Source organism: Ectopseudomonas chengduensis (genome assembly GCF_900102635.1).
Lineage (GTDB): Bacteria > Pseudomonadota > Gammaproteobacteria > Pseudomonadales > Pseudomonadaceae > Aquipseudomonas > Aquipseudomonas chengduensis.
In genome coordinates this window covers 161343-177759 of record NZ_FMZQ01000005.1, presented here as the reverse complement: position 1 = coordinate 177759, position 16417 = coordinate 161343, and the positions used below count along the sequence as shown (strand labels likewise).

General features: G+C 60.5%; 16 protein-coding genes. All 16 read right to left on the bottom strand.

From position 1 onward, the window contains the following. Position 1: 1 nt before the first annotated feature. Positions 2 to 307 (bottom strand): STAS domain-containing protein, encoded by a 306-nt coding sequence (locus BLS08_RS10540; RefSeq protein ID WP_003460737.1) that lies wholly within the window; start codon positions 305 to 307, stop codon positions 2 to 4. A gap of 85 nt (positions 308 to 392) precedes the next feature. After that, positions 393 to 842, bottom strand: a complete 450-nt coding sequence (gene fliJ / locus BLS08_RS10535) for a flagellar export protein FliJ (RefSeq protein WP_003460736.1) — start codon at positions 840 to 842, stop codon at positions 393 to 395. A 70-nt stretch (positions 843 to 912) separates the two neighbouring features. Then, positions 913 to 2259, bottom strand: coding sequence for a flagellar protein export ATPase FliI (gene fliI / locus BLS08_RS10530; RefSeq protein ID WP_055986414.1), 1347 nt, complete (start codon positions 2257 to 2259; stop codon positions 913 to 915). Beyond that, positions 2249 to 3049: a flagellar assembly protein FliH gene (fliH, locus tag BLS08_RS10525; protein WP_055986418.1), complete on the bottom strand. Its 801-nt coding sequence runs from the start codon at positions 3047 to 3049 to the stop codon at positions 2249 to 2251. Before fliH ends, fliI begins: the two co-directional genes overlap by 11 nt. Positions 3050 to 3332: 283 nt before the next feature. Further along, positions 3333 to 4349, bottom strand: a complete 1017-nt coding sequence (gene fliG / locus BLS08_RS10520) for a flagellar motor switch protein FliG (protein ID WP_055986421.1) — start codon at positions 4347 to 4349, stop codon at positions 3333 to 3335. Further along, positions 4342 to 6126, bottom strand: coding sequence for a flagellar basal-body MS-ring/collar protein FliF (fliF, locus tag BLS08_RS10515; RefSeq protein ID WP_055986424.1), 1785 nt, complete (start codon positions 6124 to 6126; stop codon positions 4342 to 4344). The genes fliG and fliF overlap by 8 nt, the downstream gene beginning before the upstream one ends. 10 nt (positions 6127 to 6136) lie before the next feature. Beyond that, positions 6137 to 6466: a flagellar hook-basal body complex protein FliE gene (gene fliE / locus BLS08_RS10510; protein ID WP_013714978.1), complete on the bottom strand. Its 330-nt coding sequence runs from the start codon at positions 6464 to 6466 to the stop codon at positions 6137 to 6139. 125 nt (positions 6467 to 6591) lie between these two features. After that, positions 6592 to 6921 carry a GIY-YIG nuclease family protein gene (locus BLS08_RS10505; protein WP_055986427.1) on the bottom strand — a complete coding sequence of 110 codons (330 nt, stop codon included), beginning with the start codon at positions 6919 to 6921 and terminating at the stop codon, positions 6592 to 6594. Between the two features lie 252 nt (positions 6922 to 7173). Then, positions 7174 to 8589: a sigma-54-dependent response regulator transcription factor FleR gene (gene fleR, locus BLS08_RS10500; RefSeq protein WP_055986431.1), complete on the bottom strand. Its 1416-nt coding sequence runs from the start codon at positions 8587 to 8589 to the stop codon at positions 7174 to 7176. 3 nt (positions 8590 to 8592) lie between these two features. Then, complete coding sequence (locus tag BLS08_RS10495; protein ID WP_055986439.1) at positions 8593 to 9807, bottom strand: sensor histidine kinase; 1215 nt, start codon at positions 9805 to 9807, stop codon at positions 8593 to 8595. A gap of 281 nt (positions 9808 to 10088) precedes the next feature. Continuing rightward, complete coding sequence (locus BLS08_RS10490; protein WP_055986441.1) at positions 10089 to 11564, bottom strand: sigma-54 dependent transcriptional regulator; 1476 nt, start codon at positions 11562 to 11564, stop codon at positions 10089 to 10091. A gap of 246 nt (positions 11565 to 11810) precedes the next feature. Beyond that, complete coding sequence (fliT, locus tag BLS08_RS10485) at positions 11811 to 12107, bottom strand: flagellar protein FliT (RefSeq protein ID WP_055986443.1); 297 nt, start codon at positions 12105 to 12107, stop codon at positions 11811 to 11813. Between the two features lie 23 nt (positions 12108 to 12130). Further along, entirely contained in the window at positions 12131 to 12508 is a 378-nt protein-coding gene (gene fliS, locus BLS08_RS10480; protein ID WP_055986446.1) for a flagellar export chaperone FliS, read from the bottom strand. Positions 12509 to 12760: 252 nt separating this feature from the next. Further along, positions 12761 to 14164 carry a flagellar filament capping protein FliD gene (gene fliD, locus BLS08_RS10475; protein WP_055986451.1) on the bottom strand — a complete coding sequence of 468 codons (1404 nt, stop codon included), beginning with the start codon at positions 14162 to 14164 and terminating at the stop codon, positions 12761 to 12763. A gap of 60 nt (positions 14165 to 14224) precedes the next feature. Then, a complete protein-coding gene (locus tag BLS08_RS10470; RefSeq protein WP_082469402.1) occupies positions 14225 to 14590 on the bottom strand; it encodes a flagellar protein FlaG in 366 nt (121 codons plus the stop codon). A 69-nt stretch (positions 14591 to 14659) separates the two neighbouring features. Then, positions 14660 to 16102 carry a flagellin gene (locus BLS08_RS10465; protein WP_055986457.1) on the bottom strand — a complete coding sequence of 481 codons (1443 nt, stop codon included), beginning with the start codon at positions 16100 to 16102 and terminating at the stop codon, positions 14660 to 14662. Positions 16103 to 16417 lie beyond the last annotated feature (315 nt).

Sequence of the window (16417 nt, the reverse complement as noted above, 5' to 3'; positions counted from 1 at the left end):
CTCAGCTGATCTTGAACAACTGCTCGAAGTTGGAGATGGCGAGGATCTTGCGCACGTCACTGCTGCAGTTGAGCAGGCTGATCTGCGCCGAATCGCCGCCAGCATGGTCACGCAACAACAACAGCATGCCCAGTGCCGAACTATCCAGATAGCTGGTGTCACGCAGGTCGACCTGATAACGCTTGGGCGTCAGGTTGACGCGCTCGTAGGCGTCACGAAATTCCTGGTGGGAGGCGAAGTCGAAGCGTCCTCGAATCACAATGGTCAGCTCTTGCCCGTCGGCCGAGGGCTGCGAGGTAATGGCCATGTCTACTCCTTTGTCGAGACTTTGCCAGATAGGGCAATTCACGCTTGAAGGTGTAGCATCTGGTCGGCGACGAAACAACCACTATTCAGGGTTCACCACGGTCGATCAGGCGTTGCGCCAGCTCGTCGAGCAGTTTCTGTTCGCGCTTGTCCTCGGCCAATCGGGCTTCGTCAATGTAGCGCTGGACCAGTTTGCGCAGCCCCTCGAGACGCGCATAGCGTTGCTGCCAAACAGCGCGCACCTTTTCAAGATTGGCGCGATGCCACTCCAGACTTTGCTGCTGTTGGCCGACCGCCGTCTCCAGTTGCGCCAGAAAGCGCTGGTAGTTCATCAGCCACTGGCCGGAAACGCCCTTGCTGCCCTCGCTGATCCACTGCTGCTGGTAGTCGCCACGAAAACGCTCCAGCTCGCCCAGCTTGGCCTCAGCCTGCCCCACCAGCCCTTGGCAATGCCCGAGCTGGCGCGCGGCCTCGCGCTCGGCCTTTTCTGCCATCTCGACGACCGGCTGCAGACGCTTTGCGCGGCTCAGGCTCATCCGCGCCCCGTAGGGCGGGTGCAACCCGCCAGATCGCCCTGGCGGGTTACACCCGCCCTACGGTAACAGGTCACTGTCCCAACACCCCGGCCAGCTGCTCGCGGCTCTGCGCCATTGACACGTTCTCGTCGAGGCCCTGACGCAGGTACTGAGCCATGACTGGCTGACGGGCGATGGCCTGATCGGTATCCGCGTCGCCGCCCGGGACATAGGCACCGACACTGATCAGATCGCGACTCTGTTGATAGCGCGACCACAACTGCTTGAAGCGCTGCGCCTGCTTGAGCTGCTCCGGCGGCACCACCTGCGGCATGACCCGGCTGATCGAGGCCTCGATGTCGATCGCCGGATAGTGCCCCTCTTCCGCCAAACGGCGGGACAGGACGAAGTGTCCGTCGAGCACACCACGGGCAGCATCGGCGATGGGGTCCTGCTGATCATCACCCTCACTCAGCACCGTGTAGAACGCGGTGATCGAACCACCGCCGGCTTCGGCATTGCCGGCACGCTCGACCAGCTTGGGCAGCTTGGCAAAGACCGAAGGCGGATACCCCTTGGTTGCAGGCGGCTCACCAATGGCCAGGGCGATTTCGCGCTGGGCCTGGGCGTAACGGGTCAGCGAATCCATCAGCAGCAGGACGTTCTTGCCCTTGTCGCGGAAATACTCGGCGATGCGCGTGCAGTACTGCGCCGCGCGCAGGCGCATCAGCGGCGCATCGTCGGCCGGTGATGCCACCACCACCGAACGCTTGATGCCCTCCTCGCCGAGGATCTCGTCAATGAACTCCTTGACCTCACGCCCACGTTCGCCGATCAGGCCGACAACGATGATTTCCGCCTCTGTGAAACGGGTCATCATGCCCAGCAACACGGACTTGCCCACGCCGGTACCGGCGAACAGGCCCAAGCGCTGGCCACGCCCGACGGTAAGCAAACCGTTGATCGAACGAATACCAACATCCAGCGGCTGGCTGATCGGGTCGCGGTTGAGCGGGTTGATAGCAGGGCCATCCATCGGTACCCAGTCCTCGGCCTTCATCCCGCCCTTGCCATCGAGCGCACGCCCGGCGCCATCAAGCACTCGCCCGAGCATCGACATGCCCATGGGCAGGCGCCCGGTATCCGGCAACGGCACCACACGCGCCCCCGGTGCGATACCGGCGAGACTGCCTACCGGCATCAGGTAGATCTTACCACCGGAGAAGCCCATGACCTCAGCCTCGACCTGCACCGGGTGATAGCTGTCGCTGTTGATCACCAGACAACGGCTGCCGATGGCGGCGCGCAAACCTTCGGCCTCCAGGGTCAGGCCGACCATACGCAGCAGGCGCCCTTCCACCACGGGTTGGCTGGGCAGGTTGATCGCTTCGACATAGCCCGCCAGGCGTCTGGCGAAACTGATCCGCTCAAGGCGCATCGACGGCATCCAGATCCAGGTCGATGTCCGCTTCCGGCGGCTGAGAGACTTGCGCGCGCTGCTGCTCGAACAATTGCTTGAGCGCCTGCGCCATGCGCGTTTCGACACTGGCGTCGATCTGACTGTGCTCGGACTCGATACGGCAACCGCCGGGCAGCAGGCTGTCATCCTCGAGGATGCGCCAGCTTTCCTCGTGACGCTCACGCAAGGCCTTGATCGTGTCGAAATCCTGCGGATTGACCTGAATGCGCACGTTCTGCGCGCCCATTGGCAGCAGTTTGAGCGCCTCGCGCAGCACCTGGCGGATCTGGCTGGAGTCGGTGTTCAGCTCGCGCTGAATCACCTCGCGCACCATATGGCTGACCAGACGTACCATGGCCACTTCCATTTGCTGATCCTGCTCGGCAATCGGCTCGAGCAACTGCGTCATGAGTTTTTCCAGGCTGCCGACCTTCAGCGCCAAGGCCGCGTCGGCCTCTTGCTTGGCTTTGATCTGGCCGGCGTGAAAGCCGTCCTTCTCGCCCGTGGCGAAGCCTTCGTTATAGGCATCCTGGCGAATGGCTTCGAGTTCATCGAGCGTCAGTGGTTTGACATCTTCGAGTGCGACCTCTTCGACCTGTGCGGCGTCCTGCTGCTCGGATTCAGCTGGAGGCTGCATATGTTCTTCAGCAGCGGCCTCGGCTTCTGCCGGTTCGTCACCCGGCGCGTCGAAGCTGGGCAGCGCCCAGCGATCGAACGTGCCGAGATCCTTGGCGCGAATCAGCTCGCTATCAGGCTCCTTGGCAGCCATCAGGGTCTATTCTCGTTTCGACGCGAGCCGCGTTGCTGCGCCAAATGGCGCCATGGTCGGGCGGCGTTCCGCAGGCGCGGGACGCAGGGAATGGTTGCTCCCTTGCCAAGTCCCGCAACACAGCATGGCGCCATTTGCCGCGCAACCCGGAGGGCCGGGCCAGTTTTTGCGCGCTGCGGCGTTATTCGTCGCTCATTTGGAATGACCAAACTTCTCTCCTCATGCCTTGCCCCGCGCAAAAACTGGCTCCGGCGCGGCCGTGGCGAAACGGGAATAGACCCTGTCAAACCATCTCCTCGCCACCCTTGCCGCCAAGCACGATCTCGCCGGCCTCGGCCATACGGCGGGCAATGGTAAGAATTTCCTTCTGCGCCGCTTCCACATCGCTGACCCGCACCGGCCCCTTGGCCTCCAGGTCGTCGCGCAGCAGCTCGGCAGCGCGCTTGGACATGTTCTTGAACACCTTGTCCTTGATCGCGTCATCGGCCCCTTTGAGTGCCAGCACCAGCACTTCGGAGGAGACCTCGCGCATCAGCGCCTGGATGCCACGGTCGTCGACATCGGCCAGGTTGTCGAAGACGAACATGAGGTCTTCGATCTGTGTCGACAGGTCTTCGTCCACTTCGCGGATGGAGTCCATCAGTTGACCTTCCACCGAGCTGTCGAGGAAGTTCATGATGTCCGCCGCACGCTTGACGCCGCCCATGGCGGCGCGCGTGGCATTGGCGCTGCCGGAGAACTGTTTCTCGAGAATCTGGTTGAGCTCCTTCAGCGCGGCCGGCTGCACGGTGTTCAGCGACGACACCCGCAGAACGATGTCCAAGCGTACCTTGTGATCGAAGTGACTGAGCACCTCGGCCGCCTGGTCCGGGTCGAGGTAGGCGACGACGATGGCCTGAATCTGCGGGTGCTCGTAGCGAATCACATCGGCAACGGCACGCGGCTCCATCCACTTGAGGCTGTCCAGACCACTGGTGCTGCCACCGAGGAGAATACGGTCAATGAGGTTGCCCGCCTTGTCCTCGCCCAGCGCAGAGGTGAGCATCTTGCGGATGTAGGCATCGGAACCCACACCGAGGCTGGTCTGGTCGCCGACGATCTCGACGAACTCGGCCATCACCTGCTCGACCTGCTCGCGATGGATATTGCGCATGCCGGCCATGGCCACGCCGACGCGCTGCACTTCCTTCGGCCCGAGGTGACGCAACACCTGCGCGGCATCGGTTTCGCCCAGCGAAAGCAGCAGAATCGCGGCCTTGTCGACCTTGTTCAGCTTGGTAGCAGTGCGATTGTCACTCATCGGCGTTGATCCACTCTTTCACGACCTGGGCGACGCGGCCAGGGTCTTCCGCCACTAGGCTCTTGATAGCGTTCAGTTGCGCATCATACCCCTCACTAGACCTAGGCAACATGATGCTCTGCGGGCCGCCAAGGCTGACACGGTCATCGGACAGCTCGCCATCCAGACCTGCCATCGAGCCAAGCTCCACATCACCGGAGCCTGCCAGCTCCTTGCCCCTGCCACCGCCGGTGATGTTGTTGAGCACCGGACGCAACACGCCGAACACCAACACCAGGATGAACAGCACGCCGAGCACCTGCTTGACGATGTCCCAGAACCAGGGCTGGGTGTAGAACGGAATATCCGGAATTTCTTCGCCCATCGACGCGGTGAACGCCGTGTTGATCACGCTGACGCTGTCGCCGCGACTGGCATCGAAGCCCACCGAGTCCTGCACCAGACGAGTGAAGCGCGCCAGGTCATCGGCGGTCCAAGGCACCCGGCTGCTTTCGCCGGTGGCCGGGTCGACACGTAACTGGTCGTCCACCACCACCGCCACCGACAGACGACGCAGGCGCCCCTGCTGCTGCCGGGTGTAGCTGATGGACCGGTCCAGCTCGAAGTTGCGGGTCGACTGCTCACGCTTGTCGGCCGGATACGGGGCGAGCATCGGCTGGCCGGTGGCCGGATCCATGATCTGCTGACCGTTGGCATCGACCAGCGGCTGACCAGCCGCTATCGGACCGGCGGGAGCGGCAGCGCCTGCAGCCTGCTGCGGAGCGGCAGCCGGGCCCGGCGGTTGATTGGACAGCGCGCCCGGCACGCCTTGCGGCGGCAGACTGCTCTGACGCTGTTCGTTGACCTGTTGCTCACTGCGCAGCGCGGGTTGATCCGGATTGAACATTTCGGAAGTGGATTCAACCGAACTGAAATCCACATCAGCCGACACTTCCGCCTTGTAGCGACCGGTGCCCAGCACCGGCTGCAGAATGTTGTGCACACGCTGGGTGAACAGCGTTTCCATACGGCGGGTGTAGTCGAACTGCTTGCCGGCCATGCTCAGCTCGGACAGTTCCTGCTGGTCGGAGAGCAGGTTGCCCTTCTGGTCGACCACCGTGACCTGGCCCTTGTCCAACTCAGGCACGCTGGTCGCCACCAGGTTGACGATGGCCATGACCTGGCTGGGCTCCAATGCGCGCCCCGGGTAGAGTTCGACCAGCACCGAGGCAGACGGCTTGCGTTCGTCACGCACGAACACCGACGCCTTGGGCATGGCCAGGTGTACACGCGCCGCCTTGACGTTGTTGAGGCTGGCCACCGTACGTGCCAGCTCGCCCTCGAGACCGCGGCGATAGCGGGTCGCCTCCATGAACTGGCTGGTACCCAGCCCCTGCTCACGGTCGAGAATCTCGAAACCGACACTGTTATCGGTCGGCGCCACGCCGGCAGCTGCCAGGCGCATACGCGCACGCGCCAGATCGTCAGCCTTGACCAACAGGGCGCCGGAGTTGGGTTCGATGGTGTAGTCGATACCGGAAGCGGTCAGGGTTTCGACCACCTGGGTAGCATCCATACCGTTGAGGCTGCCATAGAGCGGACGGTAATCCGGCTGCTGCGACCACAGCACAACGGCAAAACCGATGGCCACGCTGGCAGCCAGGCCGACCAGCAGGCCGAGCTGACGCAGCACCGACATTTCGGCGAGATTTTCCAGGAAGCTAAGGCCCAGCAGGGGCTTCTTCGGCTCACCTGACTCGGCCTTGGCCGGTACGTTTGCTACTGCTGCTTCAGCCATGAATCAACCCTCAGACCGGCATCTGCATGATGTCTTGATAAGCCTGGACCAGCTTGTTGCGCACCTGAGTCATGGCCTGGAAGGATACGCTGGCTTTCTGCGAGGCGATCATCACGTCGGTCAGGTCGACCCCGCTCTGGCCCATCTCGAAAGCGGTCGCCAGTTTATTGGAAGCCTGCTGGGTCTCGTTGACCTTGTTCACCGCCTGGCCGAGCATTTCCGAGAAACTCGGCGCCCCTTGCACTGGCTCGCTCGCAGCAGGCTTCTGACGCGCCATGGCCTCAGCCTGCATGGAACGCATTTCCAGCATCAAGCGATTGAATTCGACACCCTGGCTCATGACTTCCTCCACTGCCCGCTTTTTGACACTAGCGGCGCTATGCAGGGGTATCTGCAACAAGGGTGCCAACAAAGCGGCTTATGGGAATCAGATCGGGAACACGCAGATAGATGGGGTAGCCACCGTCATCCCCGCGAAGGCGGGGCCCCAGCAGCACCAGACGACTCACCAACAATCTCTGACCAAAGATCGCGCCCTTGCGGATTTCGCTCTTCGATCAGGCGCAGCTTCCAGGCACGATTCCATTTCTTGATCGCCTTCTCCCTGGCTATCGCGCCACTCATACTTTCATGCTGCTCGTACCACACCAGCAACTTCACTCCATAGCGGAGTGTAAAGCCCTCAACGACTCCCTCTCTATGCTGCCAGACACGCCGCAGCAGATCCGCTGTAACTCCGGTATAGAGCGTGCCATTACGCTGACTGGCCATAATGTAAACGGCGGGTTGTTTCATGCTGCAGTCCTTTGCAGATTGGGCCCTCCATAGGTATGAAGGCCTATTCAGCGATTGATTTGAGCCCGAACGAAAAATCGCTCCTACAAGCCAGGGCAACTTTAGCACCGCGGCTGGATCCCCGCCTTCGCGGGGATGACGGTAGCTGCGCCTTCGCGGGGATGACGGCGATGGATCATTCGAGGTCATTCCCGCGAAGGCGGGAACCCAGGCAGCGTCCCCCTCCGTCGCATCCCCTTCAGCACAGCAACATTAGCTGGCGTACAGATAAGCCTCGACATCCATCCCGGCATCGCGCATCTGCGCCAGCTTGTAGCGCAGGGTGCGCGGGCTGATCCCCAGGCGTTCGGCGGCCTCCTTGCGGCGACCGCGCTCGGCACGCAGGGTATCGATGATCACCTGAAACTCACGACGGCGAAGGTCCTCGCCCAGCGCGCCGGCATCGACCGCACTCGGCGACTCGACCGGCTGCGTCATCGGCGGGGCCATACTCGGCGCCACAGCCAGGTGCGGCACGGCGCTCTGCACCGTCTGACCTATGGGTGCGTGCAGGCACAGATCCTGCGCCTGAATCACCCCGCCCTGCTGCAGGATCAATGCGCGCTGAATGGCGTTGTCCAGTTCACGCACGTTGCCCGGCCACTGATGCTGCACCAGGCTCTGCGCGGCCGACTCGGACAGACGCACCGGCGCCTGGTTCATTTTTTTGACGTGCTTGGCCAGCAGCCGCTCGGCCAGCGGCAGAATATCGGCAGGCCGCTCACGCAACGGCCGCCAGGCCAAGGGGAAGACCGACAGTCGATAATAGAGGTCCTCGCGGAAGCGTCCTGCGGCAACCTCGCTAGCCAAGTCACGGTTGCTGGTGGCCAGCACGCGAATATCCAGGTTGATTGGCTTGCGCGCGCCGACCCGTTCCACCTCACGCTCCTGCAACACACGCAACAACTTGGCCTGCAGCCCCAGCGGCATTTCGGAAATCTCGTCGAGCAGGATGGTGCCTCCGTCGGCCAACTCGAACTTGCCCGGCTGAGCAGTGACCGCACCGGTGAACGCGCCCTTCTCATGCCCGAACAAGGTGGCCTCGAGCATGTTGTCGGGAATCGCCGCACAGTTGATGGCGATGAAAGGCCCGGAGGCGCGCGGCGACTGCTGATGGATATAACGCGCCAGCACCTCCTTACCGGTCCCCGACTCACCCGTGATCATCACCGTCGAATCACTCTGCGCCACGCGTGACGCCAGCTCCAGCAGCTGCACGCTGGCCGGCTCGAGCGCTACCGGACCATCGCAATCCCCCGCCGTCAATTTACCGAGAGCGTGCTTGGCCACCAGTTCCAGCAACGTGCGCGGCTCGAACGGCTTGACCAGATAATCAGCGGCGCCCTGACGGATGGCATCTACCGCCCTCTCTACCGCGCCGAAAGCCGTCATCAGCAATACCGGCAGTTGCGGATAACGACTACGGATCTGCGCCAGCAGTTGATGACCATCCATACCCGGCATGTTGACGTCGCTGACCACCAGCCCGAACGGCTCTTCGGTCAACGCGACCAACGCCGCCTCGGCGCAATCGACCGCCCGATAATCATGCCCGCCCAGGCACAGGGTATCGGCCAGGGCTTCGCGCAGGGCGCGATCGTCTTCAACCAACAGGACTTTGGCAGCCATGGATTACTCCTGATTCGAGTGAGGCGCTGCATCAAGCAGCGGCAAAGAAACGATGGCGCAGGTGCCACGACCTGCACGTGATTGCAGCAGCAACTGGCCCTGATGAGCACGCGCCACCGCCTTGACCACCGCCAGGCCGAGGCCGGTACCGGTAGTCTTGGTGGTGAAGAAGGGCTCGCCCAGGCGCGCCAGGGTTTCCTGGCTCATGCCTGGCCCGTTATCGCTGACGCACAGGCGCAGCTGGCTGTCGCGGCGATATAGATGAACCTTCAGACGCGCATCACGCCCGGCAGCCTGAATGGCGTTGTCGATCAGATTGAGGACGGTGCCGACCAGCGTGTCGCGATTGCACAGCAACTCGCCGTCGCGCACATCGCACTGCCAGCGCACGGCCATATCGCCCACATGCGCATCGGCAGCCGCACGCAGCGCGTCGAACAGAACCGACGGCGACAGGCGATCCGGCAACGGCAGCTCGCCCCGGGCAAAGATCAGCATGTCACGCACCTGGTTTTCCAACTCGTGCAACCGCTCCTTCAAGCGCCCGGCGAAGCGCTGCTGCTGCTCGGCCGGCAGTACCTGCTCATTCAGGTGGCTTGCATAAAGCAGCGCAGCAGAGAGTGGCGTACGGATCTGATGCGCAAGAGAGGCGACCATGCGCCCCAGCGCCGATAGACGCTCATGGCGAGAAAGCTGATCCTGCAGGCGACGGGTTTCTGTCAGGTCGGTCAGCAGCACAAGCTGCCCCGGCTCCCCGTGCAGAGAACGGGTGGCAATGGACAGACGGCGGCCGTCGCGCATGGAGATTTCGTGACCATCGTCTTCGCGCGGCGCGAAGTTGCGAGCGATCACCTGGCGCCAGAGCATACCCACCAGTGGCTGGCCGAGCAGCGCACGCGCGACTGGGTTGGCCTCGCGCACGACGCCCTGACCGTCGATGACGATCACACCACCAGGCAGCAGATCCAGCAGGCTTTGCAGGCGATGGGCCAGACGTTCCTTCTCCGCCAGTTCCTGCATGCGCTGTGCACTGACCAGCGCCAGTTGCCCCTTCAGCTCATTGACCCGCGCCTCAAGCAGGCTGTAGGACTCACTGAGCTGATTGGACATCTGGTTGAACAGGGCAAAGGCCTGCTCCAGTCCCGCGCGGCTGGCTTGTTCGAGCGGTGCGGAGCCGTTTGGCTCTGCTGACTCGGTAGGACGAAGGTTGGCTTCCATCTGCTTCTCTCGTACGACGTACCGTCAGAAGACGGTCGGATACAAGAGCCTTAGCAATACCCGTGCCTACTTTTTTATTCTTATTTTTCAACCACTTGAAAAAACGAAGCCGGAGCTTGCGTCAAAGCTCCGGCTTTCTTTGCGGCGTTACGGATGTTCTGAAAAAGTTACTTACCGTCACTCCCGCGAAGGCGGGAGCCCAGGAGTTTCGCAGGTTCTGGATTCCCGCCTGCGCGGGAATGACGAGTTTTCCAGAGTTTCCTTAGCCTGAGGCTGAGGAATCAATCCTCGTCCTGACCATCCTCTTCACGGCGACTCATGCCGTACTTGCGCATCTTCTCCACCAGAGTGGTACGGCGAATACGCAGGCGCTCAGCCGCACGCGCCACCACACCGCCCGCATCGTCCAGCGCCTGCTGGATAAGGCCCTGCTCCAGATTACCGAGGTAGTCCTTCAGATCCAGCCCCTCCGGCGGCAGCATGGCTGGCGTATCAAGGCCCGGTAAACCGGCCATGATCGCAGCGCGCTCTTCCATTTCATCGCGCAAGCTGGCCGCAAGCTGCTCATCTTCGTCATCGACATGACGGAACTTCTTCGGCAACTCGCCCACCCCGATCACGCCATAGGGATGCATGATCGCCATGCGCTCCACCAAGTTAGCCAGCTCACGCACGTTGCCCGCCCAATCGTGGCGGCACAGCGACATGATGGCTGCCGAGTTGAAACGAATGGAGCCGCGCTTCTCGTGCTCCATACGCGAAATCAGCTCGTTCATCAGCAGCGGGATATCTTCGATACGCTCGCGCAGCGGCGCCATCTCGATCGGGAAGACGTTGAGGCGGTAATACAGGTCCTCACGGAAACTGCCATCCTCGATCATCTTCTCCAGGTTCTTGTGCGTGGCGGCGATGATGCGCACATCGGCGGTCTGCGTCTTGTTGCTGCCGACACGCTCGAAGGTTCGTTCCTGCAACACACGCAGCAGCTTGACCTGCATCGGCAGCGGCATGTCGCCGATCTCATCGAGAAACAGCGTACCGCCGTTGGCGAGCTCGAAGCGCCCTGCCCGACTGGTAATGGCCCCAGTAAAGGCACCCTTCTCGTGACCGAACAACTCGCTTTCCAGCAACTCGGCCGGAATGGCGCCACAGTTGACCGGCACGAACGGTGCCTCGCGACGCTTGGAGTGGTAGTGCAGATTGCGCGCCACCACTTCCTTGCCAGTTCCGGACTCACCGAGGATCAACACGCTGGCCTCGGTATCGGCGACCTGCTGCATCATCTGCCGCACCTGCTGAATGGCCCGGCTGGTACCGACCAGGCTGCGAAACAGATTGGGCTCGCGCTGCCGACCACGATCACGCGCCTGGTCGTACATTTCACGGTAGACCTGGGCGCGATGCAGCGAGTCGAGCAACTTGTTATAGCTAAGCGGAGTCTCCAGGCTGGCCAATACACGCCTGCGCAAATCCTCCGGCCACTCGACGATACTGGTGTCGCCGACCGTCAATAACGGCAGGAACTCATCCCAGCCAGCAATCTGCTTGGTCAATTCGAGCACACCGCCCTTGGCCTCGACATCGCCAAGCAAAACACTGAGCACTTCGCGACTCGAACCCAGCTCAGCCACCGCAGCGCGCCAGTCCTGACTGGTGCAAGTCAGGTGCTCTCCCCCGAGAAAATTCAGAATTATCGCCAGCTCGTGGCGGCGCACAGCATTGTCGTCGATCAACAGGATTTTGGTTTCACGCCACATCTTGTATACGTCTGGCCCGAGAAGTGAGGGGAAATGGTACGCCGAGGACTTAGCGAAAACCGGCAATTAGCCAGTAGTAAAGTCAATATACCGGATGTAGTCAATTTTATGGCGTGAATATTTGCACTGGCGTTCGAGCCTGAATGCGGCCTTCTACATGGAAGAAGGGAATCGTCTGTGAAAAGACGACAATTGCAGTTTAATGTGCAGCTAAAGACTCAAACAGCAAAAGCGATGCTAGGCCTCTCAACCGAACAACTGATAGACCTTGGCGCCCTGATGAGACTGGTTGAGCTGCAATAACTCACCGGCCAAGCGCCGCTGCTCGCCCTGGCAGATACCCACCAACTCACGGTAGAGGTCAAGCAATTGCTCCAGGCTGGAGCGAAGCTGCTCTTCATCCTGCTGACCCTCGAACATGGCGGCATCCACCGCCATGCGGCATTGCAGATCCAACTCGCCAATGGCGCTCCAATCCTGGTTGGCCAGGGCATCACACAGGGCCTGTCGGGTCGCCTGCAAACGCTGAACGGATGAGCTCATGACTTACTCCTATGGATAAACGATCAGGCGATGCCGTCCCAGCCTTCTTTGATCTCTCGTAGCAGGGAGGCAACATGTTGCAACGCCTGGGCGTCGTTCTTGAGATTGGCCTGGGTCAACTGGTGGACGATGTACTCGTAAAGGCCATCGAGATTTTCAGCCAGTTGCCCACCCTGCTCCTTGTTCAGCGCCTCGCGCAAACCGCAGACGATTTTTACAGCCTTGCCAATCAATAAGCCCTTCTCAGCAACCTGGCCACGCATCATCGCCCCCTGAGCCTGAGCCAGACGATCCAGCGCCCCCTCGAGAAGCATCTGAATCAAACGATGAGGGCTAGCCTCGACGAGCTGAGCCTGAGTGTTGACCTGCTGATACTGTCTGAGTGCTGATGCTGCATACATGACGACTGCTCCTATTGCCTGAGCTGGTAAACCTACTTACCTCAGTTATCGACGTGCTCATCGAAAGCTTTAGCGGCGGTTACCCTTTCTTTTGGCATTGCAGGCCACCATACAACACACCCCATCTTGAACGACGCTCAAGACAATGCTCCCGATACAGGCCACTCAGCCTATCAGGAACACACATAAAGCACGAGGCGAGAGCCAGGGTCAGGCTGAACGCACCGACCCATCTGAGACACTGAACGACACTCAGTCTTTTGAGTTATTCAGCGCATTGAGCGTTGACATGATGCTGTTACTGGTGGCGGTCAACTGGGCAACCAGGGTGTCCATGTTGTTGTACTTGGTGTAGAGGGTGGTGGTCAGGTTCTCGATACGACGGTCCAAGGCTTCCTGCTGCTCGGTCAGTTGCGACTTGGTCATATTCAACGCCTCGATACGCGTCTCCAACAAGCCACCCGTGGCCGTATAAGGACTGACTACCTCCTTGAGGCGAGGTATCAAGCCATTATCGCCCGCGAAGAACTCCTTGACATTGGTGTACTGGCTCGCCAAGGCGCTATTCAATACATCACTGTCAACCTCAAGCGTACCGTCCTTCTTAGTCGTGATGCCTAGCTGCGCAAGAATACTCAGCTCACCGCTACTGGTAGAAGGCTCGACCATGGCGCTACGCACCGAGTTCAATAGCGAGCGAACCGACGCATCCCCCACCAGAGCCCCTGCATCGGTGCTGGAGCCATCTTCACTGGCCGTCACCTTAGTCAATGCATTGGTAACGGTCATCAAGGTGTTGTAAGCCGTAACGAAGCTTTCTATCGAGGTTTTCAAACCGTCGGTATTGGCCGCCACGGTGAGGGTAGTACTGCCCTCACCAGCCAGCTTGATGCTCAAGCCACTGAGAGCCGTCACGGTGTTCGAAGAGCTGCTCAACTCGAGACCGTCGAGCTTATAGGACGCATTACTGGCCTGCGTGATGTAGCCAGCGGACGTACCGCTCTGCTGCGTCAGGCTCTTATTGCCATCCTCATCGATATTGACGTTAAGCGCAGCGAGATCACCCGTGCCCTTGACGTAAAGATCAGTGCCCTCACCCGTGGTTTCCGAAGACAGCACCAAGCGCGAGCCATTGGAATCGGTGACGATGTTGGCACTGATGCCGGCAGACGAGGACAGTTGCGAGTTGATTGCGTCGCGAATTTCCGTCAGCGAGGCACCCGCCTTAATCTCAACGTCGTAGGAGGCGTTACTCCCCACATCGATGGTCAAGGTGCCGCCAGAGGCGTAAGTGGTCGAGGAGCCACCTGGCTGACTGGCGCTGGCCACCTTGGAAGCCTTGGCCAGGCTGGTCACTTCGAGGCTGTAGCTGCCCGCCACAGCCGTGTTACCCGCCGTCACGCTGGCGACAGAGCTGGAAGATGAGGTGCCACTGAGGGCATCGAAGCTACTGGAAGCCGTCGTAAGACTGGTCAGCGCCGCCTCGAAAGCTTCAAGGGCGCTTTTCAACGTGCCGATGGCCGAGATACTGGTATCGGTCTTGGTCGTCAGACGGTCGATCTGCGCCTGCTTGGGCGCTTTTTCGGACGCTATCGTGGCCTCTACGATCGCTTTGATATCAATCCCGGACCCCAGGCCTACGCTCGTGACAACCATGACAACCTCCTCGCAACGAATAATTGACGCCTAGCAGACACTCAGCAATTAACGGGCCACTCAAGCCTCTTCACGGAACAAGAGACTGCGCATGTCTTCCAGACGCGCCGCCAGCTCGAGCGCCTCTTCGGACGGAATCTGCCGAACCACTTCGCCGGAACTGCCATCAACAACCTTGACCACGACACGCCCGGTGCTGTCGTCCAGTTGAAAATTGATGTCTCGACGGATGGACTGCATGGCATTTTGCATATTGGCCACGACAGACTCCAGTTGATCGCGCGGCATTTCTGCCGATTGCTCACTGCTAGCCGAGGAATCCTCCACTTGCACTGGGGGCTGCCCGACAGGCGACTCTCTACCCACACCGGCCTGACGCTGGGTCGGCACCACGGTGCTTATGGGTGTAACGCTGGAAATGGTCATAGGTTCACCCCGCAATGGGCAAAGGGGGAAGGCTTACGCACTTCCCCCTCGACCGTGTCAGACTTCAGCTTACTGCAGCAGACTCAGTACCGAGGAAGGCAACTGGTTGGCCTGAGCCAGGATAGCAGTAGACGCTTGCTGCAGGGTCTGTTGCTTGGTCAGCTCGGCCGTTTCAGCGGCGAAGTCGGCATCCTGAATCCGGCCACGAGCGGAGGTGGAGTTTTCCGAGATGCTTGCCAGGTTGGACACAGTGCTGTCGAAGCGGTTCTGTACGGCACCGAGGTCAGCACGCTGCGAATCGATGTTGGAGATGGCCTTGTCGATTACAGCGATGGCATTTTGAGCCCCCGTGGCACTGGTGATATCCGTATCGGCAATACTGGTCAGCGAAGACGAGGCGGTGGTGCCAGTGCTAAACAAGCCCGTCACACCTCCGCCAGCCAAGGAGTAAGACTTGGCCGAGTTCAGCTCAACCGCACCGGTAACGATCATGTCATCGGTAATCGTTGTACCATTAGCAGCATATTCACCGGAGCCATTCTGAACATTCACCTTGACGTTAGTCAACGAGGACGTCACGCCAGCGGTCGAAACCTCACCGAAGACGATGTTCTCGCCCGACTCAGAGGTAATGCTCAGCTCTTGGGTGCTTTCGTTGAAATTAACGGCGATACCCAGAGCAGAGGCGTTGGAACTCAACTGCTCGGCCAGGCTGCCAAGGCTGTCCACACCGATCATGTCGATGGCTTTGGAATCACCGACTTGGATGCTGAAGTTCGCCGGAGTGCCCGATGCAGCAGCGTCAACTTCCAGCTTAGCGACGGTACGCGCCGATGCACTGAGACCAGTTACGGCACCATCGAGTGCCTTGGCAATATCCTTGGCCGAAGCGCCATCTTCAATAGAGACGGTCTTGGCCTCACCGCTACCGGTAACAGTAATGGAGCCACTGGCAACACCTGTAGTATCGGGAGTGATGGCCAGGCTCTGCACCTGCTGCGAACCGATCTTGGTTGCCGAGACATTGCCCAGGGTCACGTTGATGGTTTCGTTGGCGTTGGCGCCCACCTGGAAGCTGGTGGTGCCGAAGGAGCCATCGAGCAGGTTACGACCACCGAAGGTGGTGGTTTCAGCAATACGGGTCAGCTCAGTAGTCAGCTGTGCGTACTCAGCCTGCAGGGATGCACGATCTTCAGCGCTGTTAGAGCCGTTGGCCGACTGCAGGGAGAGCTCACGCATACGCTGCAGGATGTTGGTGGATTCCTGCATCGCGCCTTCAGCAGTCTGGGCGATGGAGATGCCGTCGTTGGCGTTCTTGGTCGCCACGTTCAGGCCGTTGATCTGGCTGGTCAGGCGGTTGGAGATTTGCAGGCCGGCCGCATCGTCCTTGGCGCTGTTGATTTTCAGGCCACTGGACAGACGCTGCATGGTGGTGGACAGGGCGTCGGACGCCTTGTTCAGGTTCTTTTGGGTGTTGAGCGATGCAATGTTGGTATTGACGGTAAGAGCCATGACGAGAACCTCGTGGTGTGGGCTTGTACGACTCCCGGCCTTGGCAACCGCCCGGGATGGCCTAGAGAGCTTTCACTGGGGTTATCGTCGCCCCTGGCCAATCCTTTAGCATTTCTTTGATTTTTTTTTCGAGCCAAAATACTGACAGAACAAGAGAAAGAAAAAATCTTTCACAGCAGAAGCTTATGGATCTGCGCACTCTGCGAACGAGCAAGAGGTGGCGCGCAGTGCGCGAACAATCCCATGCCACCACACCCACCGCGCAGTACAGCCTGGCGCAGGAGTGCCGCCTTGCTGCGCCGCTCCACACTTGCG

Excerpts from the sequence above, each read along its gene's own strand:
- fliD (WP_055986451.1), bottom strand. The coding sequence starts at position 14,164 with ATGGTTGTCACGAGCGTAGGCCTGGGGTCCGGGATTGATATCAAAGCG.
- fliT (WP_055986443.1), bottom strand. The coding sequence starts at position 12,107 with ATGAGCTCATCCGTTCAGCGTTTGCAGGCGACCCGACAGGCCCTGTGT.
- fliS (WP_055986446.1), bottom strand. The coding sequence starts at position 12,508 with ATGTATGCAGCATCAGCACTCAGACAGTATCAGCAGGTCAACACTCAG.
- BLS08_RS10505 (WP_055986427.1), bottom strand. The coding sequence starts at position 6,921 with ATGAAACAACCCGCCGTTTACATTATGGCCAGTCAGCGTAATGGCACG.
- fliG (WP_055986421.1), bottom strand. The coding sequence starts at position 4,349 with ATGAGTGACAATCGCACTGCTACCAAGCTGAACAAGGTCGACAAGGCC.
- BLS08_RS10540 (WP_003460737.1), bottom strand. The coding sequence starts at position 307 with ATGGCCATTACCTCGCAGCCCTCGGCCGACGGGCAAGAGCTGACCATT.
- BLS08_RS10470 (WP_082469402.1), bottom strand. The coding sequence starts at position 14,590 with ATGACCATTTCCAGCGTTACACCCATAAGCACCGTGGTGCCGACCCAG.
- fliJ (WP_003460736.1), bottom strand. The coding sequence starts at position 842 with ATGAGCCTGAGCCGCGCAAAGCGTCTGCAGCCGGTCGTCGAGATGGCA.
- BLS08_RS10490 (WP_055986441.1), bottom strand. The coding sequence starts at position 11,564 with ATGTGGCGTGAAACCAAAATCCTGTTGATCGACGACAATGCTGTGCGC.
- fliI (WP_055986414.1), bottom strand. The coding sequence starts at position 2,259 with ATGCGCCTTGAGCGGATCAGTTTCGCCAGACGCCTGGCGGGCTATGTC.
- fliE (WP_013714978.1), bottom strand. The coding sequence starts at position 6,466 with ATGAGCCAGGGTGTCGAATTCAATCGCTTGATGCTGGAAATGCGTTCC.
- fliH (WP_055986418.1), bottom strand. The coding sequence starts at position 3,049 with ATGGCTGCCAAGGAGCCTGATAGCGAGCTGATTCGCGCCAAGGATCTC.
- BLS08_RS10495 (WP_055986439.1), bottom strand. The coding sequence starts at position 9,807 with ATGGAAGCCAACCTTCGTCCTACCGAGTCAGCAGAGCCAAACGGCTCC.
- BLS08_RS10465 (WP_055986457.1), bottom strand. The coding sequence starts at position 16,102 with ATGGCTCTTACCGTCAATACCAACATTGCATCGCTCAACACCCAAAAG.
- fleR (WP_055986431.1), bottom strand. The coding sequence starts at position 8,589 with ATGGCTGCCAAAGTCCTGTTGGTTGAAGACGATCGCGCCCTGCGCGAA.
- fliF (WP_055986424.1), bottom strand. The coding sequence starts at position 6,126 with ATGGCTGAAGCAGCAGTAGCAAACGTACCGGCCAAGGCCGAGTCAGGT.